The 24125-nt window shown below is 69.6% G+C and carries 22 protein-coding genes; 12 read left to right on the top strand and 10 right to left on the bottom strand.

Annotation, left to right across the window (positions count from 1 at the left end):
• Window positions 1-24 precede the first annotated feature (24 nt).
• Window positions 25-846, top strand: a complete 822-nt coding sequence (locus FB561_RS31370; RefSeq protein WP_145813667.1) for an ABC transporter ATP-binding protein — start codon at window positions 25-27, stop codon at window positions 844-846.
• A complete protein-coding gene (locus tag FB561_RS31365; RefSeq protein ID WP_145813666.1) occupies window positions 843-3389 on the top strand; it encodes an FtsX-like permease family protein in 2547 nt (848 codons plus the stop codon). Before FB561_RS31370 ends, FB561_RS31365 begins: the two co-directional genes overlap by 4 nt.
• Before the next feature lie 178 nt (window positions 3390-3567).
• On the opposite strand, the gene FB561_RS31360 is transcribed toward FB561_RS31365, so the two are convergent.
• Both FB561_RS31360 and FB561_RS31355 read right to left on the bottom strand, forming a co-directional pair.
• Window positions 3568-4182: an NADPH-dependent FMN reductase gene (locus tag FB561_RS31360; protein WP_145813665.1), complete on the bottom strand. Its 615-nt coding sequence runs from the start codon at window positions 4180-4182 to the stop codon at window positions 3568-3570.
• Between the two features lie 62 nt (window positions 4183-4244).
• Window positions 4245-4925, bottom strand: a complete 681-nt coding sequence (locus FB561_RS31355) for a DedA family protein (RefSeq protein WP_145813664.1) — start codon at window positions 4923-4925, stop codon at window positions 4245-4247.
• 132 nt (window positions 4926-5057) lie between these two features.
• On the opposite strand from FB561_RS31355, the gene FB561_RS31350 reads away from it, so the two are divergent.
• Together FB561_RS31350 and FB561_RS31345 are read left to right on the top strand one after the other, a co-directional pair.
• Window positions 5058-6245 carry a sensor histidine kinase gene (locus tag FB561_RS31350; protein WP_145813663.1) on the top strand — a complete coding sequence of 396 codons (1188 nt, stop codon included), beginning with the start codon at window positions 5058-5060 and terminating at the stop codon, window positions 6243-6245.
• A complete protein-coding gene (locus FB561_RS31345) occupies window positions 6236-6895 on the top strand; it encodes a response regulator transcription factor (protein ID WP_145813662.1) in 660 nt (219 codons plus the stop codon). The genes FB561_RS31350 and FB561_RS31345 overlap by 10 nt, the downstream gene beginning before the upstream one ends.
• 77 nt (window positions 6896-6972) lie before the next feature.
• Here the strand turns inward: FB561_RS31345 and FB561_RS31340 are convergent, their stop codons facing one another.
• The gene (locus tag FB561_RS31340; protein ID WP_145813661.1) at window positions 6973-7734 is read right to left on the bottom strand and encodes an SDR family oxidoreductase; all 762 of its coding nucleotides are present in this window, start codon (window positions 7732-7734) and stop codon (window positions 6973-6975) included.
• Between the two features lie 55 nt (window positions 7735-7789).
• Here FB561_RS31340 and FB561_RS31335 point away from each other — a divergent pair, with 55 nt between their 5' ends.
• On the top strand, window positions 7790-8380 hold the full coding sequence (locus tag FB561_RS31335; RefSeq protein ID WP_145813660.1) for a TetR/AcrR family transcriptional regulator: 591 nt from the start codon (window positions 7790-7792) through the stop codon (window positions 8378-8380).
• Here FB561_RS31335 and FB561_RS31330 read toward each other — a convergent pair.
• Window positions 8373-8996 (bottom strand): maleylpyruvate isomerase family mycothiol-dependent enzyme, encoded by a 624-nt coding sequence (locus FB561_RS31330; RefSeq protein WP_145813659.1) that lies wholly within the window; start codon window positions 8994-8996, stop codon window positions 8373-8375. The two genes, FB561_RS31335 and FB561_RS31330, sit on opposite strands and share 8 nt — an antisense overlap.
• A gap of 69 nt (window positions 8997-9065) precedes the next feature.
• On the opposite strand from FB561_RS31330, the gene FB561_RS31325 reads away from it, so the two are divergent.
• Complete coding sequence (locus FB561_RS31325) at window positions 9066-9500, top strand: MarR family winged helix-turn-helix transcriptional regulator (RefSeq protein ID WP_145813658.1); 435 nt, start codon at window positions 9066-9068, stop codon at window positions 9498-9500.
• 136 nt (window positions 9501-9636) lie between these two features.
• Window positions 9637-9942: an ArsR/SmtB family transcription factor gene (locus FB561_RS31320; protein ID WP_145813657.1), complete on the top strand. Its 306-nt coding sequence runs from the start codon at window positions 9637-9639 to the stop codon at window positions 9940-9942.
• A 24-nt stretch (window positions 9943-9966) separates the two neighbouring features.
• Here the strand turns inward: FB561_RS31320 and FB561_RS31315 are convergent, their stop codons facing one another.
• From FB561_RS31315 to FB561_RS31300, 4 genes are all read right to left on the bottom strand, one after another.
• The gene (locus FB561_RS31315) at window positions 9967-10341 is read right to left on the bottom strand and encodes a VOC family protein (RefSeq protein ID WP_145813656.1); all 375 of its coding nucleotides are present in this window, start codon (window positions 10339-10341) and stop codon (window positions 9967-9969) included.
• 3 nt (window positions 10342-10344) lie between these two features.
• On the bottom strand, window positions 10345-11184 hold the full coding sequence (locus FB561_RS31310; RefSeq protein ID WP_145813655.1) for a MerR family transcriptional regulator: 840 nt from the start codon (window positions 11182-11184) through the stop codon (window positions 10345-10347).
• Window positions 11185-11286: 102 nt separating this feature from the next.
• On the bottom strand, window positions 11287-12666 hold the full coding sequence (locus tag FB561_RS38850) for a chitinase (protein WP_145813654.1): 1380 nt from the start codon (window positions 12664-12666) through the stop codon (window positions 11287-11289).
• Window positions 12666-14570: a ricin-type beta-trefoil lectin domain protein gene (locus tag FB561_RS31300; protein WP_145813653.1), complete on the bottom strand. Its 1905-nt coding sequence runs from the start codon at window positions 14568-14570 to the stop codon at window positions 12666-12668. The genes FB561_RS38850 and FB561_RS31300 overlap by 1 nt, the downstream gene beginning before the upstream one ends.
• Before the next feature lie 283 nt (window positions 14571-14853).
• Here FB561_RS31300 and FB561_RS31295 point away from each other — a divergent pair, with 283 nt between their 5' ends.
• On the top strand, window positions 14854-16110 hold the full coding sequence (locus tag FB561_RS31295; RefSeq protein ID WP_145813652.1) for a glycoside hydrolase family 16 protein: 1257 nt from the start codon (window positions 14854-14856) through the stop codon (window positions 16108-16110).
• A gap of 58 nt (window positions 16111-16168) precedes the next feature.
• Here FB561_RS31295 and FB561_RS31290 read toward each other — a convergent pair whose 3' ends face one another.
• Both FB561_RS31290 and FB561_RS31285 read right to left on the bottom strand, forming a co-directional pair.
• Entirely contained in the window at window positions 16169-17509 is a 1341-nt protein-coding gene (locus FB561_RS31290; protein WP_145813651.1) for a GH1 family beta-glucosidase, read from the bottom strand.
• Between the two features lie 78 nt (window positions 17510-17587).
• On the bottom strand, window positions 17588-18802 hold the full coding sequence (locus FB561_RS31285; protein ID WP_145813650.1) for an ROK family transcriptional regulator: 1215 nt from the start codon (window positions 18800-18802) through the stop codon (window positions 17588-17590).
• Between the two features lie 304 nt (window positions 18803-19106).
• On the opposite strand from FB561_RS31285, the gene FB561_RS31280 reads away from it, so the two are divergent.
• From FB561_RS31280 to FB561_RS31265, 4 genes are all read left to right on the top strand, one after another.
• On the top strand, window positions 19107-20156 hold the full coding sequence (locus FB561_RS31280; protein ID WP_145813649.1) for a LacI family DNA-binding transcriptional regulator: 1050 nt from the start codon (window positions 19107-19109) through the stop codon (window positions 20154-20156).
• A 172-nt stretch (window positions 20157-20328) separates the two neighbouring features.
• On the top strand, window positions 20329-22008 hold the full coding sequence (locus FB561_RS31275) for an ABC transporter substrate-binding protein (protein ID WP_145813648.1): 1680 nt from the start codon (window positions 20329-20331) through the stop codon (window positions 22006-22008).
• A 75-nt stretch (window positions 22009-22083) separates the two neighbouring features.
• Window positions 22084-23148, top strand: a complete 1065-nt coding sequence (locus tag FB561_RS31270; protein WP_145813647.1) for an ABC transporter ATP-binding protein — start codon at window positions 22084-22086, stop codon at window positions 23146-23148.
• Window positions 23145-24125, top strand: coding sequence for an ABC transporter permease (locus FB561_RS31265; RefSeq protein ID WP_145813646.1), 981 nt, complete (start codon window positions 23145-23147; stop codon window positions 24123-24125). The genes FB561_RS31270 and FB561_RS31265 overlap by 4 nt, the downstream gene beginning before the upstream one ends.

The following is a 24125-nucleotide window of genomic DNA, read 5'->3' as shown; positions in this document are numbered from 1 at the left end:
GCGACGCACCTGAGAGGCCGGCCCATGAGGCGCAAGCAGGACCCCATCCAGAGCAGCCCGAACTCCGTGCTGCTGCAGGACGTTCGCCGCGTGTACGGGCGCGGTGGCAACGCCGTGGTCGCGCTCGACGGGATCAGTATCGCGTTCGAACGCGGCTCCTTCACCGCGGTGATGGGTCCGTCCGGTTCGGGCAAGAGCACCTTCCTGCACTGCGCGGCCGGGCTCGACCGGCCGACGTCCGGCGCCATGTTCATCGACGACCAGCCACTGGCCGGGCTCAAGGAGAAGCAGCTCACCGAGTTGCGCCGCGAACGCATCGGCTTCGTGTTCCAGTCGTTCAACTTGTTGCCGGCGCTGACGGTCTGGCAGAACGTCACCCTGCCGCAGGAGCTCGACGGCCGCCGCCCGAACCGCGCCGCGGTACGCACCGTCCTGGATCGCGTCGGCCTCGGCGATCGGCACAAGCACCGGCCCGGCGAGCTCTCCGGCGGACAGCAGCAACGCGTCGCCATCGCCCGCGCCCTCGTCACTCGCCCCGCCGTCATCTTCGCCGACGAACCGACCGGCGCCCTCGACACGCAGACCGCGGCCGACGTGCTCGAACTGCTCCGCGAGCCGGTTCGCAGCCAAGGGGAGACGGTCGTGATGGTCACCCACGATCCGGTCGCCGCGTCGTACGCCGACCAGGTCGTCTTCCTCGCCGACGGCCGGCTGGCCGGGCAGCTGGTGGCACCGACGGCCGAGGAGGTCGCCGACCGGATGACCCACCTCGGCGCACGGTCCGGATCCGGTACGCCCGGGTCGGCTGGGACCTCGGTGCTGAGCCGGGCGGGAGTGGGTCGATGATGCGGCTCGCCGTCCGCACCTTGCGCTTCCGCAAGGGCGGCTTCGTCGCCACGTTCGTCGCGGTCGTCTTCGGCACCGCGATCGTGCTCGCCTGCGGCGGCCTGATGGAGACCGGCATCCGCTCCAACGTCCCACCTGAACGCCTCGCCGCCGCTCCCCTGGTGGTCACCGCCAAGCAGTCCCACCTCAAGCCGGGCGCCGAGGACGGGACTCCGCTGGTCGAACGGGCCGGCATTCCGTCGTCCGCCGTCGCCGCCCTCCGCGGAGTCGAAGGCGTCACCGCGGTCGTTCCCGACCTCACCTTCACCGCCCGCCCGCTCGTCGGTGACGGCGGGTCGAGTGTTGCTCCGACGGGTGAGGGACACGCCTGGACCTCCGCGCGTCTCGCCCCGTACAAGCTGACGTCCGGCCACCCGCCGACCGCTCCCGGCGACGTCGTCGTGGACGCGACCACGGCCCGCACCGCGCACCTCGGTACCGGCGATCGCGTCACCCTGCTCATCGGCGGCGAGCCGAAATCGTTCACCGTCTCGGGCGTCGCCGACGGTCCGGCCGGGCACAGCTTCTTCTCGCCCGCCGAGGCCGCCAAGCTCTCGCCGCATCCCGGCACGTACTCAGCGCTCGGCCTCATGGTTGCTCCTGGCAAGGACCTTGAAACGGTCCGGAAGGCGGTCGAGCGTACCGTCCGTGCCGCCGGCGCCTCCGAGCTCGGCGACCTCACCGTGCTCGCCGGGATCGATCGCGGCCTGGCCGAACACCTCGAGGCCTCGACCCAGCGGGAGGCGCTGATCGCGATCGCCGGTTCGTTCGGCGGGATCGCGACCCTGACGATGATGTTCGTCGTCGCCTCCACGCTCGCGCTGTCCGCCCAGCACCGCGAACGCGAGTTCGCCCTGCTCCGCGGTATCGGCACCACGCCCGGCCAGGTCCGCCGGATGATCCTCGGCGAATCCCTGCTCGTCTCCTTGCCCGCGGTCCTGATCGGCCTGATGCCCGGGTGGTTGCTCGGCCGCTTCCTGTTCGACCAACTCGCCGCGCACGGCGTCGCGTCGGACGTGATCGAGTTCCGCCAGGGCTGGATCCCGTTCGCGGCCGGTGCGGGCGCCGCTGTCCTGGCCGCGATCGGCGCCGCCCTCATCGCCGCGCGGAGATCCGCCAAGATCAAGCCGGTCCAGGCCCTGCTCGAAGCCGGACTGCAGCGCAGGTGGTTCGGCTGGATCCGCCTGTTCTTCGGCCTGATCGCGCTGGGCGGCGGCACCGCGCTCGTCATCGTCACCGGCACCGTGATGACCGGCCCGCTCGCCGGCGCCACCGCGGGACCCGCTGTCCTCTGCTGGGCGATCGGGATCGCGTTGCTCGGACCGTTCTGGACCAAGCTCACCCTCGGCCTGATCCGCTGGCCGCTGTACGCGGTGAGCCGGGTCAACGGCCGCCTCGCGATCCGCAACGTCACGGCGCGATCGGTGGCGATGTCGGCCGCCGTCATGCCGGTCATGCTCGCCGTCGGCATCTCCACGGCGAACCTCTACATGCAAACCACCCAGCTACAGGCCTCCGAGCGCGCGTTCACCGAGGGCCTCCGCGCCGACGCGGTCCTGGTCTCCTCCGCCGACGGCCTCGCCCCCTCGGTGCTGGACGAGGTCCGCCGTACTCCGCGGGTGGCGAGCGCGTCCGCCTTCGTCACCAGCGTGGGCGTCATCGACGAACCACGGAACGCACCCTTCGACGAAGAAGGCGCCCCGCTCCAAGGCGTCTCCGCGCAGGACTCGTCCGGCACCGCGCCCGTCCGGCTGACCGCCGGTTCGCTGGAGCACCTCACCGGGTCCACGGTGGCGCTACCGGATCGCGTCGCCGCGAAGATCGATCGCGGGGTCGGCTCGACCATCACGATGACGCTGGGCGACGGCTCCTCGGTCGACCTGCGCGTGGTCGCAACGTATGCGGCGACTCCCGGGTACGAGAGCATCGTGCTCCCCGCCGAACTGCTCGCCGCCCACACGACGAGCGGGCTGGCTCCGCAGATCCTGGTCCGGTTCGCGTCGGGAGCCGACCCGGTGCCCACGCTCGCCAAGCTGGCCGCGACGCATCCCGGTGTACAACTGGCCGACCGGGACACGCTGGTCGCCGCGAACAGCGCGGACCTGAAGACGCAGGCGTGGGTGAACTACCTGCTCGTCGGCCTGCTGATCGGGTACACCGGCGTCTCGGTGGTCAACACGTTGGTGTCGGCAACCATCCGGCGGCGGCGCGAGTTCGCCCTGCAGCGACTCACCGGCGCCACCCGGACCCAGATCCTCCGGATGCTCAGCTCCGAGGGCGTGCTGATCACGTTCGCCGGCATCCTGCTCGGCACCCTGACCGCGCTGGCGACGCTCATCCCGTTCAGCAACGCGGTCGCCGGCACCGCCATGCCGTCCGGTCCCTGGTGGATCTACCTGGTGATCATCGGAGCAGCAGCACTCCTGGTCTTCTTCTCCACCCTGGTCCCGGCCACCACAGTCCTCCGCCGAGCCCCCGCCGAATCCACCAACCGCCCCGACTGACGCGCTGTGACATCACTCCCGCCCCGAGGCACAACAACACGTCCCGGGGCACAGCACGATCGATCGTCCGCGCGAACCGGCCGCGTCGGCCCCGCGCGGACGGCCGCGTCTGTCCCGCGCGGACCGGCCTCGTCTGTCCGCGCGGACCGGGCGCCTCGGCTCAGGCGGGACCGCCGCTTTACCCCGCGGGGGTCGGTTCCGCGACGGGCTGCAGGGCGATCGTCGTCGCCTGCACGATGCCCGCGTTCTGCCGCAGCCAGTCGGACACCACGACCTGCAGGTCCTCGAGATCACGCTCCTCGAGCGCCACGCCGGGCACCGGAACCGTCGCTCCCAACTCCGCGAGCACCGGCCGCAGATGCTGATCCGCGAGCAGCCTGTGCGAGGGCGCCGCCGACACCGTCACCGGCACCACCACGGCACCCTCCAGCGCCTGCGGCCGCAGCACATCGAGGAAGCTCTTCAGCAGCCCGGTGTAACTGCCCTTGTAGACCGGTGTGGCCACGACGATCACCGACGCGGACGAGACCAGGTCGACCGCGCTCTCCAACGCGGCCCGCTGCTCCTCCCCCGCCTCGTCGCCGAGGAAGATCGCCGGCGCGAACGTGACCAGGTCCAGCAACTCGTCGATCCGGTACGGCGCACCGAGCTCGGACGCCAGCAGTTCGGCGACCGACGCGGCGGCGGCCGCGGTCCGGGATCCGGCGCGCGGATTCCCCACGACGGTGACGACGGATTGTGGCCAGGCCGGTGGATCCGGCACGATGCGCGGCTCGAAGGCGGCTGAGGGCATCGGAACCCCTCTTTCAGCAGTGATCGGCAGTGAGGTCCCGAGCGTAACCAAAGTCCAGTCCGCTAGTTGACTTTCTCACCATTCGAACGGCGGGCCCGGACCTTGACCACCACGAACCAGGTCACCAACGCGATCGCGGCCGCCAGCACGGCGTACTGGAAGTAGCCGACCGACGACTCCACCACGTGCCACTTCTCGCCGAGTGCGTAACCCGCGGTGATCAGCGCGGAGTTCCAGATCAGGCTGCCGATCGCCGTGAGGGCGAGGAACAGTGGTACCGACATCCGCTCGACCCCGGCGGGCACCGAGATCAGGCTGCGGACGATCGGCACCACCCGGCCGATCAGCACCGCCTTCGGGCCGTGCTTGACGAACCAGGCCTCCGCCTTGTCCACGTCCTCGAGCTTCATCAGCGGCAGGCGCGCGGCGAGCGCCCTGGTCCGGTCCCGGCCGAGCACACCGCCAACGCCGTACAGCGCGAGCGCGCCGACGACCGAGCCCAGGGTGGTGAAGACGATCGCGCTGACCAGACCGAGGTCGCCCCGGTTCGCCGCGAACCCGGCCAGCGGCAGGATCACCTCACTGGGCAGCGGTGGGAACAGGTTCTCCAACGCGACCGCCAGGCCGGCGCCGGGAGCGCCCAGTTTCTCCATCAGGTCGATGGCCCATCCGGCCACTCCCCCGGTCGGCTCCTGCGTGCTCTGCGCCAGTGCGGACATCATCACCTGATTCATCGGATTCATGACGTCGACGCTAGGTTCGCGCACCACCTCCGCACCCTGTGGTCGACCGTCGATTTCGCTGGGTCTTTCCACACTACAGAACTGAGGAAAACCTCAGTCCGTAGCGATCCGGACCCCACTAACCTGGCCTCCATGCGGAACCACGACGGCCTGCTCCGGCGCAGCGCGACGACCCTGACGGGCGTCCTGCTGGGCTCGCTGCTGGCCTGGCTGGAGTTCGCCTTCCTGCTCGTCGGCAGCCTCGGGCTGATCCCGATCGTGGCCGCCCCGCGGTCGCGCGAACGCGTCGTCCGGTTCGCGCACCGTTGCGCACGGCAACTCGCCGTCCTGGAGCAGCGCCGGCTCCACCGGTTCCACCGCGTCGACGACCTCGGGCCGTACTCGGACCGCCAGGCGTTCCAGTACGTGTCCCGCCGCTGGCCGATCGGCGCGCTCGGCGGGCTGGTGCTGCTGGTGCTGACATTCGGGCTGCTGGTCGCCGCCTCGATGATCAGCGCCTGGATCGCCGGCGGCACCTGGAGCCTCATCGAGGAGGACGGCGGGCAGGTGACGACCGCGACGGTGGTGGTGATCGCGCTCCCAGGCCTGCTCCTGCTGTATCTGAACGTGATGGGCATCGTCGGCGTCGCCGATCTCGACGCGGCCATCGCCCGGCGGTACCTTGCGCCGTCCGCCGAGGACGTGCTCGCGCGCCGCGTCTCCGAGCTCACCCTCAGCCGGGCCGAGGTCGTGCAGGTGGTCAACGACGAGCGCCGCCGGATCGAGCGCGACCTGCACGACGGTGTCCAGCAACGCCTGGTCGCGCTCGGCCTGCTGCTCAGCCGGGCCCGGCGGGCGAAGGATCCGGTCCTCGCCGCCGACCTGGTCCGCCAGGCGCACGAGGCGTCCGAGCGGGCCGTCGCCGATCTGCGCGACGTCGCCTGGCGGGTGTATCCGACCGTGCTCGACCACCTCGGCCTGCGCGACGTGATCGCCGACGTGGCCGAGCGCTCGAGCATCCCGGTCAACCTGCGGTACGACCTGACCGAGCGCCCACCGACTTCGGTCGAGACCGTCGCGTACTTCGTCATCGCCGAGGCGGTGACGAACGCCGCGAAACACTCCGGCGCCCACACGATCGAGATCGAGGTCGGCCGCTCCTCCCCCGACGGCGACCGCATCCTGGTCGTGGTGACCGACGACGGCCGCGGCGGCGCCGATCCGGGCGGGCGCGGGCTCGGCGGACTGGCCGGTCGGGTCGCGGCCGTCGACGGAACCTTCCAGGTCCAGAGCCCACCCGGTGGGCCCACCGTTGTCCGAGTGGAGTTGCCGTGCGTCTGATCCTGGCCGATGACACCGTCCTGCTCCGCGAGGGCATGGTCCGCCTGATGGAGGAGGAGGGCCACGAGGTGATCGCATCCGTCGGTGACGGCCAGACCCTGATCGCCGCGGTCACCAGGTTCGCCGACGCCGGTGAGCCACCCGACGTGGTGGTCGTCGACGTCCGGATGCCGCCGACCCATACCGACGAGGGGCTCCGCGCCGCGTTGACGATCCGCGAGCGCTGGCCCGACATCGGCGTCCTCGTTCTCTCGCAGTACGTCGAGAAGGCTTACGCGACCGAGCTGATCACCTCCGGCCAGGAGGGCTTCGGCTACCTGCTCAAGGACCGGGTGATGCGCGTCGAGGAGTTCGTGGAGGCACTCGACCGGATCGGGGCCGGTGGTGTCGCGTTCGACCCCGATGTGGTCCGCCAGCTCCTCGCCCGCACCACCCACACCGATCCGCTCAGCAAGCTCACTCCCCGCGAGCGCGAGGTCCTCGCCCTGATGGCGGAGGGCCACACCAACCAGGGCATCGCCGGCAAACTCTTCATCTCCCAGAGCGCCGTCGAGAAGAACGTCAACGCCCTGCTCGACAAACTCGGCATCGCCCCCGAGCCGGGTTACAGCCGCCGCAGCCTCGCCATCGCCACTTACCTCACCAACTGACACCGCCCGCACCAACTGACCAACTGAAACCGCCTCGACCACCTGAACGGCCGCGCCCGCACCAACTGACGCAACACCTATCCGAGAGGAGCCCCGAGCAGAACGCCGCCGCTGGCTTCGAGGGTCTGGGCCGTGATCCAGCGGGCGTCGTCGGACGCCAGGAACGCGACCGCATCGGCGACGTCGGCGGCGGACCCGAGCCGGCCGAGTGCGGTGAAGCCGGCCAGGTAGTCCTCGATCCCGGTGAACACCTCGGCGTTGTCGGCCGTCTTCGTCGCGCCGGGCGACACCACGTTGACGGTGATACCGCGCGGACCGAGTTCGTGGGCGAGGGTGCGGCTCATCACCTCGACCGCGCCCTTCGTCATCGCGAACGACGTCTGCGCCGGGTTCGCGATCCGGGTCGCGACCGTGGACAGCGTGATGATCCGGCCGTGGTCCGACAACAACGGCAACGCCCGCTGGATCACGAAGTACGGCGCCCGGACGTTCACCGCGAACAACCGGTCGAACTGCTCCGGCGTATCCCCCGTGATCGGTCCGGCCGGTGCGGCGGCCGCGTTGTTCACCACGATGTCGAGCGCCCGCCCACCGAGCCCCGCCTCCAACTCGGCGAACAACCGATCCACCTCACCGTTCACCCCGAGGTCCGCCTGGATCGCGACCGCGGCCCCACCCGCGGCCTCGATCCGGGCCACCGTCTCCCGAGCACCGTCCGCGCTTCCCCCGTAGTGCACGGCCACGAACGCCCCGTCCGCGGCCAGCCGCTCGGCGATCGCCCGGCCGATCCCCCGCGACGCCCCGGTCACCAAGCCGGTCCGCCCATCCAGTCGCAGCATCGTCCCCAACTCCCTCATATGTGTTAGTCACTACCAGTTTGGTATGTTCTACCACATGACGAGCTTGCGGGAACGCCGGAAGACCGAGACCCGGCAGACGGTGCAACGGCACGCCCTGCGTTTGTTCGAGGACCGTGGCTACGACGAGACCACCGTGAACGACGTCGCGCAGGCGGCCGGCGTCTCCGCAATGACGGTCTACCGGCACTTCCCGACCAAGGAAGACCTCGTGCTCTGGGACGAGTACAGCTCCCTCACCGCCACGGTTCTCGCCGAGCTTCCACCCGAGGAACACCTGGCCCGACGGATCGGCCACGCCCTGATCCAGACCGCGACGACGGCGATCGGCGCGTCGCCGAGTCGGCGGCAGCTCCTGCTCACCCAACTCCGGTTGATGATCTCGGTCCCCGCGCTCCGCGCCCGCCACCTCGACAACCAGTACGCCGCCCAGGACGCGATCGTCCGCGCAGTCTGCGGCGAGGAGCCGGATCCGGACCAGGAGTTCCACACCCGCGCGATCTCGGGAGCCTGCCTCGGCGTGACCCACATCGCCCTGGTTCGCTGGGCCAAGGAAGACGGCAAGCCCGACCTCGCCGCGTTGCTTCGCGAAGCGCTCGCCGCCACGTTCCCGGCGGAATTCAGCTGAGCCGGTCCACGCCCCGACCGGTCAGCTCCGGCACCGACACGGTGCGCCCGCTCAACACCAACAGCAGGTCGCCCATCACCCCGCGGACCTCGGCGCCCTCGCCCACGCTCCACGCGCAGTCGGTCGCGACCAGCCGTACCCCGGCCAGCCGCTTCCGCGCTTTGAACGGGAACGCCTTCGTCCAGATCCGCTCTGCCGCGACCATCGCCGCATTCACGGGCACGTCTCGCCGAATCCCCAACGGGCGCGCGATGTCCTGCGTGTGAATCAGCACGTCCAGTAACGGATCGGCGGTCGTCGTCCCCGGCGGATGACGCCGCGACCCGGCGTACTCGCGGTACTGGGCGACGATCTCGGCCGGCGCGTACTGGGAACCCGCGCGCCGCGCCTCCTCGTACACCATTCGGTTGAAGTCACCGCGCGCCCGAGCCAGTCCTCGCACAACCGGCCAGACGCGTGCTTGTGGGGAGGAGATGACGTGGGCGGCGACGTCGCGGACTCGCCAGCCCGGGCAGACCGACGGCGTGTCCCACTGCTCGATCGTCAGGCCGGACAGCAGGTCGGCCAGGCTCGCTCGTTCGGCGTCGATGTGGTGCCAGATCGTCTCCGTGTCCACCGCTCCCCCAGTGGTAAGCCTCTCTGACCAAATTAGACAGCTTCTCTGACCATCGGTCAAGATGGCGGGGTGCCGGACCCACTGAACCTCGGGCTGTTGCTGTTCATCCCGTACCGCGCGCTGGAGAACCGGGTGTTCGAGGCGCTCGCGGCGGCCGGGTTCGACGACCTCACCCCCGCGCAGGGCCGGATCTTCCAGCGGATCGGGCCGGACGGCACCCGGCTGACCGAGCTCGCCGAGCAGGCCCAGGTCACCAAGCAGACGGCCGGCTTCCTGGTCGACCAGCTCGAGCGCTCCGGCTACGTCGAACGCGTCCCGGACCCCACCGACGCCCGCGCCCGCCTGGTCAAGATCGCTGCCCGCGGCCACCAGGCCGTCCCGGTCGCCAACACCGTCGTCGCCGAGGTCGAAGCCGAGTGGACCGCCCACCTCGGTCCCGCCCGGGCCAAGCAACTGCGCGAAGCCCTCACCAGCCTTCGCGAGATCACCGACCCCTGGGCATAACGCTCCAGCTGGGCCCGTAGGAAGAACGAGCCCGGCTGCCAGGAGAGATCGGCGCGGCCAGCTGCGGTACGGAATCAGCCCGACTGCGGATTGAGATGCCGCGCGACCGGACGGCCGGCGGGGTTATATTCCTCATATGGCAACTACGTTCGAGGTGCTCGCGGAACCGCGGCGGCGGGAGATCCTGGACCTGCTCCGGGCCGGCGAGCGCCCGGTCGGCGAGCTCGTCGAGCAGCTCGACCTCAGCCAGCCGGCGGTGTCGAAGCACCTCAAGGTCCTCCGCGACGCCGGCCTGGTCGAGGTCCGGCAGGACGCCCAGCGCCGCTGGTACCGGCTGCGGCCCGCGCCACTGGCCGAGATCGACGCCTGGCTGGCGCCGTACCGGGACCTGTGGCGGGACCGCCTCGACGCGCTCGAGGCCCACCTCGACCGAATGGACTGAGCACCCGCCGAGCCCGGAGACGCGTCAGCGAATCTCCGCCAGGTCGAACAGGTTGCCCTCGGGATCGGCCAGGGTGATCCAGTGCGCGCCGTACTCGTCGTACTCGTCCAGCCGCTTGGCCCCGAGTCCGACCAGCCGGTCCACCTCGTCGGACCAGTTCCGCGTGGCCAGGTCCAGGTGCAGCCGGTTCTTCCCGGTCCGCGGCTCCGGGACCTGGAGGAACATCAGCGCCGTCCCGGCCCCGTGCTTGTTCACGGTGGCGAAGTACTCGTTGCCACCGGCATCGACTTCCCGGCCCATCACCCGGGCCCAGAAGCCGGCCAGACCGGCCGCGTCGGCGCAGTCGAAGGTGACGTGCTCGAGCGAGATGCCCGAGCCGGCAGCGGATTCAGCAGACATGGTTCAGCCTTTCGTACTGGAGACGTTCGTCGAGGGGATGCGCCGGATCGGCCAGCAGATCTCGGTGCGGTAGTCGGCCGGCCCGGCACCGTCGTCGCCGGGTCCGACCAGGTAGAGCTCACGGATCGGGCCGGGCGCCACCTCGCAGTGCTCGGCGACGTGGCTCCCGAGGGCTCCGTAGGTGCGGTCGAAGTCGGTGAACGGCCCGCCGTGCACGGTGATCGCGAAGAAGCCCGCGGGCAGGTCGATCAGCTCCACGCCGTCGGCCGGCGCCTGGTCGGGTGCGACGGGCACGAACGCGACCACCTCGCCCGCCTCGTCGGCGAAGAACTCGTCGCTGTACGTCGCGCCGGCCGTCGCCGTGATCCCGGCCCGGGCGGCGGCCGCACCCAACCGGGGGAACACCTCACCGCACCACGGCCCGATGTCGTCCCGCGCGACGTGGTCGGCGACGCCGTACGCCCGGAACGCGGGGATGAAGCGGTACTCCACGGAGAGCGCCGACGTCGGCAGCGTGAGCATGGTCCGCAGCGACGCGACCACGTCCTGGGTCCGGACCAGCTCCTGCTCCATCTGGTCGAGGTGCGCCCGCAGTTCCTGGTCCCGCGTGGTCAGGTCGGGCGCGTCCACGACCGCCCGGACCTGCGCGAGCGGCATCTGCAGACTCCGCAGCCGCCGGATCAACTGCGCCACGTCCACCTGGTCCGTCCCGTACCGCCGGTACCCGGTGGACGCGTCGATCGAGGCCGGAGTGAGCAGGCCGATGTCGTGGTAGTGATGCAGCGTCTTCACGCTCAGATGAGTGAGCCGCGCGAACTCACCGATGGTCACCGATGCCGTCATGACCCCTAATCTGCACCCTCCGGCAACCGGAGGGTCAACACCGCCCCGGAACGGCGAACGGCCGCCACCCCAACCAGGCGACGGCCGTTCCCACCTCCGGGCTCAGCCGCGGTAACGACCGATCACCTTGGTGAACTCCCAGTTCTGTTGCGGGACACCACTGCACGTGTCCGCACCGCCAGCGTTGCAGGGCCGGTCCCGGTTGACCGACCAGAAGGTGAAGCGGGCGAGGTGATGCTGGGACGCGTAGCTCAGCATCGACTCGAAGTCGGCCAGGTTCACCCGCTCCCCGGCGACATCGGTGATGCCGTTCATCGAGGAGATGCCGATCTTGCGGTACGCCGCGTCGTCGGACAGCCCGTACGCGTCCCGGACCCGGTTCTTCAGTCCGTCGGCCGCTTGCCGGGTGAGCGTCGCCATGTTGGTCGTGCCGCCGCCGAAGTTGAACGGCATGATCACCCAGCCGTCCAGGTTCAGCCCGGAGGCCGCGCCCCGCCGGATCAGGTCCTGACCGTCACCGTCCGGTCCGGTCGTGCTGGTGCCGAAGGTGAGGTAGGTCGCGATCCCCGGGTTGTTCTGCTCGACGATCTTCAGCGCGTCGATCACCCGCTGCCGGGTGGTCGGGTTGGAGAACTCGCTCGCCTCGATGTCGACGTCGATCGCCTTCAGCGACAGCGCGTTGATCACCTTCTGGTACGCCCCGGCCAGCTCGCCCGCGCTGTTGCAGTTCTCACCGAGCTTGTTGCCGGACCAGCCGCCGACCGAGACCACCACGTCCCCACCGTTCGCGCGGATCGCGTTGACCGCCTGCTGGTCGACGCCACCGGTGAGCGGCCGACTGCCGTCCCACATCGGGTTGCAGTACCCGTTCGACAGGATGAACGCCATCGTGAACCACTTGACCCCGGTCGCGTTCATCACGGTCGCCGGGTTCGGCGGACTACCCCAGCCCTGGTACAGGTACGGCGCCGCCGCCATCGGCGCAGCACCGGCCGGCGGCGGGTTGCCGGGCAGGGCGGGCGCGGTCCACTTCTGGTTCGCCGCACCCGTGCAGGACCACAGCTGCAGCGGCGTCGCGTTCGTCGATCGGTTGCCGGTGACATCGAGGCACTTGTCCGCCTGTGGATTCACCAGGTCCCGGCCGGACGTGTACGTCCATTGTTGTGCGGCCGATCCGTTGCAGGTCCAGAGCTGGACCTTCGCGCCGTTGGCGACCGATCCCCCGCTGACGTCGAGGCACTTGCCGAGCGCCTTGACGGTGCCGTCCGAGCTCCGGGTCCAGTTCTGCGCGTTCGACCCGTTGCAGTCGTACAACTGAACCGCGGTACCGTCCGCGGAGTTGGCGGCGGCGACATCCACGCACTTGCCGGCCAGACCGGTGATCGTGCCGGTGGCCTCGACCGCCTGCGCGGCCGGCGGCGCGACGAGCAGGCCGGCTCCGAGGGCGACGACCGCGACGGTGGCCAGTACCCGGGCCCGCATCAGACGGTCCACTTCTGGTTCGCGGCGCCGGTACAGCTCCACAGCTGCAGTGGGGTGGCGTTCGCCGCATTGTTGCCGGTGACATCGAGACACTTGTTCGCCTGTGGATTCAGCAGGTCTCCTCCACTCGTAGGGGTCCATTGCTGGGCGGCACTGCCGTTACAGGTGAAGAGCTGGACCTTCGCCCCGTTCACCACCGACCCGGCGTTGACGTCGAGGCACTTGCCGAGGGCACGGATCGTCCCGTCGCCCGGCCGGGTCCACTGCTGGGCGGCCGTCCCGTTGCAGTCGTACAACTGGACCGCGGACCCATCGGTACTGTTGGCTCCGGCCACGTCGACGCACTTGCCGCCGAGTCCGGTGATCTGCCCACCGGTCCCGCCACCGCCACCGCTCTGATTACCCGCCCAGGTGAAGGTCGCCGAGGTCTTGGTGGGCAGCGTGTAGACGAACGACTGACCACCCCAGTTCACCCGGACCGACTGCGCACTGCCGGTGGTGTTGAACGCGATCAGCGCCTTCGACCCGTCCGGGTTCTTCCAGGCCACGTTCTTCACCGAGCTGTTCGCGGTCGAGTCGATCCGGACCGCCCCCGGCTTCACGAACTTGGTCAGGTGCCCCATCGTGTAGTACTCGACGGTCTTGTCCACCTGACCGGCCCGGGCACCACCCCGCTGCACGGTCACCAGGCCGGTACAGACGTTGCACCCGGCACCGACGTACGGAAGCATGTTCTGGTCCAGCGCGAGGCTCCACTTCACCCAGGATTTGGACCAGTTCCGGGTGTAGTCGATCAGGTTGTTCATGTCCTCGACCTGCTGGTTCGGGATCCAGGTCCCGCCCGAGTGCTCGGTCATGTAGTGGTTCACGGCCGGGTACTGGTTGTGCACCTGGGTCTGCAGGTTCACGTCGCCGCCGTACCCGTGCCACGCGATCCCGCCGAACAACGGGTCGTTGCGCAGCGCCGCGTCGGCGAGTGGGACCGACCCGAGATCGTTGTAGTTGCCCCAGTTGTAGTCGAGGATCATCACCTTGGTGGTGATGCCCGCCGCCCGGAACGCCGGCAACAGGTGGTTCTTGGTGAACTCGAGCAGCCCGGAACCGTTCCAGTTCATCGAGGCGTACCCGGTGTCGTCGGTGCCGCAGCAGGTCGGCTCGTTCTGCACCGACACGTAGTCGATGTGGTTGCCGGCGGCCTCGTTCTGCTGGACGTACTTGACGAAGTACTGGGCGTACATCGGGTAGTACTCCCACTTCAGCCAGCCGCGGTTGGTGAACTTGTTGTTGTCCTTCATCCAGGCCGGGGCGCTCCACGGCGCGCCCTTGACCTTGAGGGCCGGGTTCAGCTGCTTGGCCTGCTTGGTCAGCGGGACCACGTCCGCCAGGTCGTGGCCGATGCTGAAGTCGTTCAGGTCACAGCAGGTGTCGTCGAAGGAGTAGTTGAACCGGGCCAGGTCGGAGGCGCCCATCGGGTTGCGGGTGAAGGCCAGGCCGATCCCGTTCACCGGGTCGAACAGGTCCTTCATCACCTGGTTGCGGGTGGCGGCCGTGATCGTATTGCTGCTGTTGAGCAACCACGCCGCGCTGTCGGCGAAGGAGGCGCCACCACCCTCGAACGACTGGTACGTGGTGTTCTCGTCGACGGTGACGGTCTGGTTCGCCGTCCCGCCGGCCGGGCCGAAGGCGATCGGGGTCTGTTGCTGCAGGCCACGAGTCACGGTGCGGCCGGCCGCGTCGCTGGTGGTGGTCAGCCAGATGTTCACCGGCTCGCCGGCGGCGTGCGCGAGTGGCGGGTTCCCGACACCGAGCCCGGTCGCGACCACGGACAGGATCGCGAGCCCGGCGAAGGCGGGAAGTTGGCGGCGTCGCCGTCCGGGGCGACCACGACGAAGGGTCCTGGGCATGACGGATCTCCCTTTGCTGCAAGGGCTTCCACGAGGGTGGACTGATCCCCCGGATCCGGCGTCTGCCCGCGCCGCAACAGGTGGTCATGATGAGGTAACCATCGGTGAACGACCGTGTCAACGCCGGACGGGCACTTTTTCCATGTCTTGGATTTACTCGTGGCCTTGACGTGAAAGCGTTCTCACAGCAGGCTGCCTCCCGTCCCCTGTCTCGTTCACGTCCCGCCCCGCCCCCACCGGCCGGACCGCCCGAACGTCCGGCCGAGCGAGAAATGAGGCATCCATGAGAGTCCCGCGTTCCCGGATCCGGACCGCTGCCCTGCTTGCCGCAGGCGCCGCGCTGCTCGGCACCGCCCTCCTGCAATCCCCCGCGACGGCGCGAACACCGGCCGCCGACAGAGCCGAACCAGCCGCCGCACCCACAGCGGTGATCTGGGAGGACAACTTCGACGGCCCGGCCGGTCAAGGCCCCGACCAGAACAAGTGGCGCTACGACATCGGCGGCTCCGGCTGGGGCAACAACGAACGCCAGTACTACACCGACTCGCGCAGCAACTCCGCTCTCGACGGCAACGGCAACCTGGTGATCACCGCGCGCCGGGAGAGCGGCGGCCACCAGTGCCACTACGGCACCTGCGAGTACACCTCGGCGAGGTTGCTCACGGCCCAGACCTTCACCCAGACCTACGGCCGGTTCGAGGCCCGGATCAAGATCCCGCGCACGCAGGGGATCTGGCCGGCGTTCTGGATGCTCGGCGGCCTCAACTGGCCGGGCGACGGCGAGATCGACATCATGGAGAACATCGGCCGCGAACCCGCCACCGTGCACGGCACGATCCACGGCCCGGGCTACTCCGGCGCCGGTGGTATCGGTGCCTCGTACAACCATCCGAACGGCTGGTCGTTCGCCGACGACTTCCACACCTTCGCCGTCGACTGGGCGCCGGACTCGATCACCTGGTCCGTCGACGGCGTCCAGTACCAGCGCCGCACGCCGGCCGACCTGAATGGCAACCCCTGGGTCTTCAACCACCCGTTCTTCATGATCATGAACGTCGCGGTCGGTGGTAACTGGCCCGGGTACCCGGACGGGACGACCGTGCTCCCGCAGACGATGACCATCGACTACGTCCGCGTCTCCACCCTCGGCAGCAGCGGTGGCACCGGCAGCCAGATCACCGGCCTGGCCGGCAAGTGCCTCGACGTGGCCGGCGCCAACAGCGCGGACGGCACCACGGTCCAGCTGTACGACTGCAACGGCACCGCTGCGCAGAAGTGGACCCGCCCGGGGGACGGCACGATCCGCGCCCTGGGCAAATGCCTGGACGTCGCCAACGCCGGCATCACCGACGGCACCCGCGTCCAGCTCGCGACCTGCAACGGGAACGCGGCTCAGCAATGGGTCTACACGTCCGGCCGGGACCTGGTGAATCCCCGGGCGAACAAGTGCCTCGATGTCACCGGCAACAACGCGGCCAACGCCACCCCGACCCAGATCTGGACCTGCGGCGGCGGCGCCAACCAGAAGTGGACCGTCTGACCGTGATGACCTGAGACCAGGCCCTCCCGAACGGCCAGTGTCGGGAGGGCCTGTGCTCTCAGCGGCGGTGCGCGCGGATCAGGTCGGCGTACCGCTTGCCGCTGGTCTTCAGCACCCGCGTCCCGGTCGCGTAGTCCACGTAGGCGAGCCCGAAGCGAGGGTCGTACCCGTACGCCCACTCGAAGTTGTCCAGCAGCGACCAGGCGAAGTACCCAGCCAGCGGCGCGCCCTGCTCGACGGCACGGGCACAGGCGGCCAGATGCCCTTCCAGATAGGCGGTTCGCTGCGGATCGTCGACCGCGAACGACGCGTCCGGGTGGTCGACCCAGGCCGAGCCGTTCTCGGTGATGTAGATCCTCTCGGCGCCGTACTCCTTGGTCAGGCGCAGGATCAGCTCCTCCAGCCCGGCCGGGTGGACCTCCCAGGCGAGCATGGTGTGCTCCTGGTTCGGGCCTTCGACCTGGCTGAATCCCAGCCGGGGAACGGAATCGTCGGCCCGGACGATCTGCCGGAAGTAGTAGTTCAGCCCGACGAAGTCCGTCGGCGCGGCGATGATCTCCAGGTCGCCGGGCTGCTCAGGCAGCTCCACGCCGTACGTCTCCACCATGTCCACCGGGAAGCCGCGGCCGCCGACCGGGTCGAGCCACCAGCGGTTGACGTGGCCGTCGGCGATCCGGGCGGCCCGGATGTCCTCTGCGCTCTGGCTGGCCGGCTCGCACGGACTCAGGTTGACCACCAGCCCCACCGACGGCGGCTCGGGACAAGCGGCCCGCAATGCCTTGACGCCGAGGCCGTGCGCGAGCAGCAGGTGGTACGACGCGCGCACCGCGATCGCCGGGTCGGTGATACCGGGCGCCATCCGCCCTTCCCAGTGCCCGATCCAGGCCGAGCACAGCGGCTCGTTCAACGTCACCCAGTCCCGCACCCGGTCCCCCAGCTTGGCGCCGACGACCTCCGCGTACTCCGCGAACCGGTACGCCGTGTCGCGCTGGGCCCAGCCGCCGAGATCCTGCAGCGCCTGCGGCAGGTCCCAGTGGTACAGGGTGACAAACGGTTTGATGCCCTTGGCAAGCAAGTCGTCGACGAGGCGGTCGTAGTACGCCAGGCCGGCCGGGTTCACCGGGCCGGAGCCGGTCGGGATCACCCGCGGCCAGGCGATCGAGAACCGGTACGCGTCCACGCCGAGCTGCTCGAGCAGGGCGAGGTCCTCGGGCCACCGGTGGTACGAGTCGCAGGCGACGTCACCGGTGTCACCGTTGTCGATCGCCCCGGGAACGCGGCAGAAGGTGTCCCAGATCGACGGCAGCCGGCCGTCGGCGTCGACGGCCCCCTCGATCTGGTACGCCGAGGTGGCGGTGCCCCAGACGAAGTCCTGCGGGAGCGGGCTGAGCTCGGCCATCGGTGACCCCCTGAGGGTTCGGGTAGGCGGGTTTTTTCAAAGCATAAATGAAGGTCCGCCGACCCCCGCCGCGTCTCGTCAGCCGGCCGCGACCCGCCGGGTCGTGCCGCCGTCGCGCAGCAGCCGCAGCACCGGCAAGGTGGCCGCGCCGAGGGCGACCGCGTCCCGCCCGAGCTCACACGGCTCGATGGTGACCTGGTCGTACGGACGGCGCAGCGCGTGCTTGCCGACCGCCTCGCGCACCTCGTCCAGGTAGCGCTCGCCGAGCAGCAGCCCGGACCAGCCGCCGAGCACGATCCGCTCGGGGTTGACCAGGTTGACCAGGTTCGCGAATCCCGCACCCAGGTAGCCGATCGTGTCCTTCACGACCTGCGCCGCGATCTCCGACGAGTCCACCGCGTCGAGCACCGCGACGAACGCGGCCTCTTCGTCGGCCTCCGGCGCCACCTCTCCCCCGGCCAGGCGATAGCGATCCAGGACGCCCTCGGCTCCGACGTACGCCTCGAGGCAGCCCTCGGCTCCACAGCGGCACGGGCGGCCGCCGTAGACGATCGTGGTGTGGCCCCACTCGCCCGCGCTGCTCCTGGTCCCGCGGTAGCTGGAGCCGCCGGTGACCAGGGCGGCGCCGACACCCGAGCCGACCAGCGCGACCACGGCATCGGTCGCGCCGCGGCCCGCGCCGAACCACATCTCCGCCTGGCCGAGCGTGTTCGCGCCGTTGTCGACCTGGATCGGGATGTCGGTCGCCGCGGCGAGCATCGCGCCGAGCGGGACCGCGTCCCAGCCGAGCGTCTGGGCATGCACGACCGCGTCGGCGGGTCCCTCGACCACACCGGCGACGGCGACGCCCATCCCGAGCACGCGATCCGCGGTCACCCCCGCCCTCTCGATCACGTGTTGCAGGCCCTGCAGCACGTACTTCACGGCGAGCTCGGGGGCCGGTTTCGGCGTCTCGATCGGGTAGACCACGGTCGCCCGGACGGTCATCGAGAGGTCGAACAGCTCGACCCGGACCCGGGTCTCACCGACCTCCGCGCCGACCACGTACCCGAACTCCCGCGCGACCCGGAGCAGCACGCGCGGACGGCCGCCGTCGGACTCGACCGAGCCGGCCTCCTCGACGATGCCCTCCTCGAGCAGTTCGGCGACGAGGTTGCTGACACTGGCCGCGCTCAAGGCGGTCTCGTGGCTGAGTTCGAACCGGCTGAGCGGTCCCTGGCGATAGATGCTGGTCAGGATCACCGACCGGTTGGTCCGGCGCATGTCGCGCACGGTGGTCCGGCGTACGTCCATGGTGTGTCGACCCGCCCTCTGCAACAGCTCCGCCGAACGCGGCCTGGGCAGCCGCTGGAATCGATCCCCGTCCCGCGGACCATCATGCACCAGCACGGTGCCGCCGAGGCCGGGCCGAACCCGCGCGGACCCTTCCTACAACTCGTGAACTTAGCCGTGTTTCGTTACCGCGTCGTGATTGACGCGACCTGGCGGGCTCCGCTTCACTCTACGGAACCGCTTCCGAAACCGGTTCCGAACTCCACGTTCACCGGCCGGAAACACCGCCGACGCATCACCCCGACCGCCCGAGGGGAGCTGTGCAGTGTCGATCACGATCGCCGATGTCGCCGCGCGTGCCGGAGTCAGCAAGACGACGGTCTCGCGGGTACTGAACGGCAAGGGCGAGCTCGATCTGCGCACCGCCGAGCGGGTCCGCCAGGTGATCGCCGAGCTCGGGTACGTCCCGAGCGCCCGGGCCGTCGGCCTGGCCCGCGGCCGGACCCGGATCGTCGGCATGCTGGTCCCCTCGCTCACCTGGCCCTGGATGGGCGAGGTGCTGCAGGGCGCCGTGGACGTGGTCGAGTCCGAGGGGTACGGGCTGTTGCTGTTCACCTGCAACCGGGGTGAGGAGTCGATGCAACAGTTCGCCTCGCAGGTCTCGGCGCAGTCGTTCGACGGCCTGCTGGTGATCGAACCCGAGGGCACGCTGTCCTACATCGAGCAGCTGCACGCCCGTGGTCTGCCGGTCGTCCTGATCGACGACCGGGCCAAGCAGCCGCTGTTCCCGTCCGTCGCCACCACCAACCGGGCCGGCGGCGCGTCCGCGGCCCAGCACCTGCTCGAACTGGGCCGCCGCAAGCCGCTGGTGATCACCGGCGTGGACTGGTTCGGCTGTACCCAGGAACGCCTCGCCGGTTTCCGCGACACCTACGCGGCCGCCGGGTACGAGCTGGACCCACGGCTCGTCCTCGAGGGCGACTTCACCCACGAGAGCGGACGCCGCGGCGTCCAGCAGGCGCTCGACGCCGGCCTGGAGTTCGACGCGATCTTCGCGCACAACGACCTGTCCGCGGGCGGCGCCATCCAGGCCGTCCGGGAGGCCGGGCGGACCGTGCCGGACGACGTGTCGGTGGTCGGCTTCGACGACATCCCGTACGCCCAGCACACCGAACCACCGTTGACCACGGTGCATCAGCCGATGCGCCGGATGGGCCAGGCGGCGGCCCGGATGCTGATGAGCTACTTCGGCGGCGAGCCGCTGCCGGAGGAGCCCGAGGTGCTGCCCACGACGCTGATCGTCCGCAGCTCGACCGCCCCCACCCGCCCCTCCACCCCCGACCGTCCCACCGTCCCGGCCGGCGCCGGGCACTGAGCCCCCGGCGGCGAGGTAGCTGCCCCTGCCTCGTCGCCGGTCCCCCAGCGAGACCGATCCGTTAAGGCGTCCGCTCTTCCCATGAGAGCGCTTTCACGCCACGATGCGACCCCAACACCTGACAGTCATCCGGCCGTCATCCGCCAGCAGTTGGACGAACACAGGAGGAACGATGCGAGCTCGACGCACCGTCGCGCTGGCCCTCACGGGCCTGCTCGCGGCAGTCACCTTGGCTGCCTGTAGCAACGGGGACACCAACAACTCGACCGCCAACACCGGTGGCACCTCGACGGTGCTGAACGTCGGGATGCCGAACGGTCCCCAGACCGAGAACCACAACCCGTTCCTCGGGTCGTCGTCCGGTGCGTCGCTCGGCTATCGGTGGATGATCTACGAACCGCTGGTGATGCTGAACGGCATCAAGCCGAAGGAGCCCGGCAAGCCCTGGCTGGCCACCGAGTGGAAGTGGGCCGACAACTTCACCAAGCTGTCGTTCACGATCCGGGACGGGGTCAAGTGGTCGGACGGCAAGCCGATGACCGCCGAGGACGTCGCCTACTCGTTCCAGCTGCGCAAGGACAACGAGGGGCTGAACCAGGACGCGATCCCGTACGGCACCATCACCCAGACCGGCGACAAGGTCGACCTGACCTTCACCCGGTCCCAGTTCGTCAACCAGGCCAAGCTGCTCACCGTCTTCGTCGTGCCGAAGCACCAGTGGTCGACGTTCAAGGACCCGAGCCAGGACGTGGTCAAGGAGCCGATCGGCACCGGCCCGTACCAGCTGAAGTCGTTCACGCCGCAGACCACGACGCTGGAGCTGCGGGACGCGTACTGGCAGGAGCTGCCGAAGGTCAAGGAGCTGCGGTACACGTCGTACAACGACAACAACGCGCAGACCACCGCGCTGGCCAACGGCGCCGCCGAGTGGAGCTTCGTCTTCATCCCGAACTACAAGGCCGTCTACGTCGACAAGAACCCGGACCACCACAAGCTGTGGTTCCCGGCAAACCTGGGCATCCACGGGCTGTGGATCAACACCACGAAGAAGCCGTTCGACAACCCGGCCCTGCGGCGCGCGATGGACAAGGTGATCAACCGCGACGACATCTTCCTGCAGGGTGAGGCGGGCTACTTCTACCCGAAGGTCGAGTCGATCACCGGGATCCCGACCCCGGCGGGTGAGTCCTTCATCGCACCCGAGTTCAAGGACAAGGTGCACGCGGTGGATGTCGAGGGCGCGAAGGCCGAACTGGCCGCGGCCGGTTTCAAGCTCGAGGGTGACACGCTGAAGGACCCGAGCGGCAAGCCGGTCACGCTGACCCTGACGAACCCGGCCGGCTGGTCGGACTACGTCACCGACCTGGAGATCATCAAGGACAACCTGACCCAGATCGGGATCAAGGCGACCGTCGACAAGGCGAACCAGGACGCCTGGTTCAAGGCCGTTGACGAGGGCAACTTCGACGCCACCATGCACTGGACCAACGGCGGCGCGACGCCGTACGACATCTACCAGAACATCATGGACGGCAAGATCCTCAAGCCGGTCGGCAAGGGCGGGGTGAGCGGCAACTACGGCCGGTTCGACAGCCCGGAGGCGACCAAGGCGCTGGACGAGTACGCCAACGCCAAGGACGACGCGGCCCGCACCACCGCGCTGAACACGCTGCAGAAGATCATGGTCGAGCAGATGCCGATCATCCCGACCTCGGCGTCCAACGTCGGCGGCATGTACAGCACCAAGAACTGGGTCGGCTGGCCGGACGAGCAGAACCAGTACGCGCCGGCCCAGCCGACGCAGCAGAACGCGCTGCAGATCGTCCTGAACCTGAAGCCCGCGGGCGCCTGACCGCCCGGCGCGCCCGGGAGGCCGATCCGGCTCCCGGGCGCGCAGCCCTGTGCCGATCCAGCGAGGAGTCAGGAAATGACGGCGACCCAGACCGAACCGACCACCGGCGACGTGGTCCTCGAGGCCGAAAACCTCACCAAACACTTCCCCGTCCGGCGGGGACTGCGCACCCTGTTCACCCGCGACCGCCCGACGGTGCACGCGGTGGACGACATCCAGCTGACCCTGCGCCGCGGCCAGGTCACCGCCCTGGTCGGCGAGTCCGGCTCCGGCAAGTCCACGGTCGCGCGCCTGCTCGCCCAGCTGTACTCGCGGACCTCCGGCGACATCCGGTTGCACGGCGAGTCGGTGACCGTGCACGGCGGGCGGAAGTTCCGCGCGTACTGCCGGCAGGTGCAGATGATCTTCCAGGACCCGTTCGCCTCGCTGAATCCAGTCCACACCGTCCGGTACCACCTGACCCGGTCGCTGCGGATCCACGGCCGGGCCGGGAACTCCGCGGCCGAGCTGGAGCGGAACCTGCGCGACCTGCTCGGCCGGGTCCAGCTGACGCCGCCCGAGCGGTACCTGGACAAGTTCCCGCACGAGTTGTCCGGCGGGCAGCGGCAACGGGTGTCGATCGCCCGCGCGCTCGGCGCCGACCCGCAGGCGCTGCTCGCCGACGAACCGGTGTCGATGCTGGACGTGTCGATCCGGCTCGGCGTGCTGAACCTGCTCCGCGATCTCAAGGAGCGGCTCGACCTGGCCATCCTCTACATCACCCACGACATCGCCTCGGCCCGGTACTTCGCCGACGAGACCCTGGTGATGTACGCCGGCCGGATGGTCGAGGGCGGGGACTCCGAGTCCGTGACGCAGCGGCCGGCGCATCCGTACACCCGGCTGCTGATCGAGAGCGCGCCGGATCCCGACCGGCTGGACCGGGTCGGGGACGCGAGACCCGCGCCGGACGACGCGGGTGGGGGTGAACCGCCGAGCCTGATCGCGCCGCCGGCCGGGTGCCGGTTCAATCCGCGCTGTCCGTCGGCGTTGCCGAAGTGCTCCACCGACCTGCCGCCGCGGTTCGAGCTGCCGGTGGTGGACGGGAGCAAGGGCCACTGGGCCGCGTGCTGGCTCTACGAGGAAGGAGCGGCCCGGTGAAGTTCCTGCTGCAGCGGCTGGCGTTCTACCTGTTCACCGCCTGGGCCGCGATCACGATCAACTTCTTCATCCCGCGGCTGATCCCGGGCGACCCGGTGACCTCGTTGATCACCAAGTTCCAGGGCCAGATGAGCACCGAGGCGATCAACTCCTTGTACGTGCTGTTCGGGCTGGACAAGGACGCCGGAGTGTGGAGCCAGTACGTCGACTACTGGGGCCAGGTGTTCCGCGGCGACCTCGGGTTGTCGTTCACGTTCTTCCCGACGCCGGTGTCGGACATCCTCGGCCAGAGCCTGCCGTGGACGATCGCGCTGGTCGGCATCACCACGTTCGCGAGTTTCGTGATCGGGACCGGGCTCGGCGTGCTGGCGGGGTGGCGCCGGGGGTCCTGGCTGGACGGGTTGTTGCCGGTGGCCACCTTCTTGTCGTCGATCCCGTACTTCTGGCTCGGGCTGATCGCGATCGCGCTGCTGGCCGGACAGGGCAGCTTCTTCCCGTCGTCCGGCGGGTACGAGCCCGGCCTGGTCCCGGCCTGGGACGGCACCTTCATCGGCAGCGCGGTCCAGCACAGCCTGCTGCCGGCGCTGACGATCCTGATCTCGTCGGTGAGCGGCTGGATCCTCAGCATGCGGAACATGATGGTCACGGTCGCGTCCGAGGACTACATCACCGTCGCGCACGCCAAGGGCCTGACCGAGCGCCGGGTGATGCTCGGGTACGCGGCCCGCAACGCGTTGCTGCCGAACGTGTCCGGGTTCGCGCTGTCGCTCGGGTTCATCGTCGGCGGCACCCTGCTGGTGGAGATCGTCTTCTCCTACCCGGGGATCGGCTACAACCTGTTCCAGGCTGTCGGCGCCAAGGACTACCCGCTGATGCAGGGGGTCTTCCTGGTGATCACGATCTCGGTCCTGGTGGCCAACCTGATCGCCGACATCGCGTACCTGCTGCTCGACCCGCGTACCCGGAAGGAGGGCTGA

Source organism: Kribbella amoyensis, assembly GCF_007828865.1.
Taxonomy (GTDB): Bacteria; Actinomycetota; Actinomycetes; order Propionibacteriales; family Kribbellaceae; genus Kribbella; species Kribbella amoyensis.
This window is presented reverse-complemented; position numbering and strand designations above follow the sequence as displayed.

Bases quoted from the DNA above. Each gene is read 5' to 3' on its own strand.
- FB561_RS31370 (WP_145813667.1), top strand. From the start codon at position 25: ATGAGGCGCAAGCAGGACCCCATCCAGAGCAGCCCGAACTCCGTGCTG.
- FB561_RS31365 (WP_145813666.1), top strand. From the start codon at position 843: ATGATGCGGCTCGCCGTCCGCACCTTGCGCTTCCGCAAGGGCGGCTTC.
- FB561_RS31360 (WP_145813665.1), bottom strand. From the start codon at position 4,182: ATGCCCTCAGCCGCCTTCGAGCCGCGCATCGTGCCGGATCCACCGGCC.
- FB561_RS31355 (WP_145813664.1), bottom strand. From the start codon at position 4,925: ATGAATCCGATGAATCAGGTGATGATGTCCGCACTGGCGCAGAGCACG.
- FB561_RS31350 (WP_145813663.1), top strand. From the start codon at position 5,058: ATGCGGAACCACGACGGCCTGCTCCGGCGCAGCGCGACGACCCTGACG.
- FB561_RS31340 (WP_145813661.1), bottom strand. From the start codon at position 7,734: ATGCTGCGACTGGATGGGCGGACCGGCTTGGTGACCGGGGCGTCGCGG.
- FB561_RS31335 (WP_145813660.1), top strand. From the start codon at position 7,790: ATGACGAGCTTGCGGGAACGCCGGAAGACCGAGACCCGGCAGACGGTG.
- FB561_RS31320 (WP_145813657.1), top strand. From the start codon at position 9,637: ATGGCAACTACGTTCGAGGTGCTCGCGGAACCGCGGCGGCGGGAGATC.
- FB561_RS31315 (WP_145813656.1), bottom strand. From the start codon at position 10,341: ATGTCTGCTGAATCCGCTGCCGGCTCGGGCATCTCGCTCGAGCACGTC.
- FB561_RS31310 (WP_145813655.1), bottom strand. From the start codon at position 11,184: ATGACGGCATCGGTGACCATCGGTGAGTTCGCGCGGCTCACTCATCTG.
- FB561_RS38850 (WP_145813654.1), bottom strand. From the start codon at position 12,666: ATGCGGGCCCGGGTACTGGCCACCGTCGCGGTCGTCGCCCTCGGAGCC.
- FB561_RS31300 (WP_145813653.1), bottom strand. From the start codon at position 14,570: ATGCCCAGGACCCTTCGTCGTGGTCGCCCCGGACGGCGACGCCGCCAA.
- FB561_RS31295 (WP_145813652.1), top strand. From the start codon at position 14,854: ATGAGAGTCCCGCGTTCCCGGATCCGGACCGCTGCCCTGCTTGCCGCA.
- FB561_RS31290 (WP_145813651.1), bottom strand. From the start codon at position 17,509: ATGGCCGAGCTCAGCCCGCTCCCGCAGGACTTCGTCTGGGGCACCGCC.
- FB561_RS31285 (WP_145813650.1), bottom strand. From the start codon at position 18,802: ATGGACGTACGCCGGACCACCGTGCGCGACATGCGCCGGACCAACCGG.
- FB561_RS31275 (WP_145813648.1), top strand. From the start codon at position 20,329: ATGCGAGCTCGACGCACCGTCGCGCTGGCCCTCACGGGCCTGCTCGCG.
- FB561_RS31270 (WP_145813647.1), top strand. From the start codon at position 22,084: ATGACGGCGACCCAGACCGAACCGACCACCGGCGACGTGGTCCTCGAG.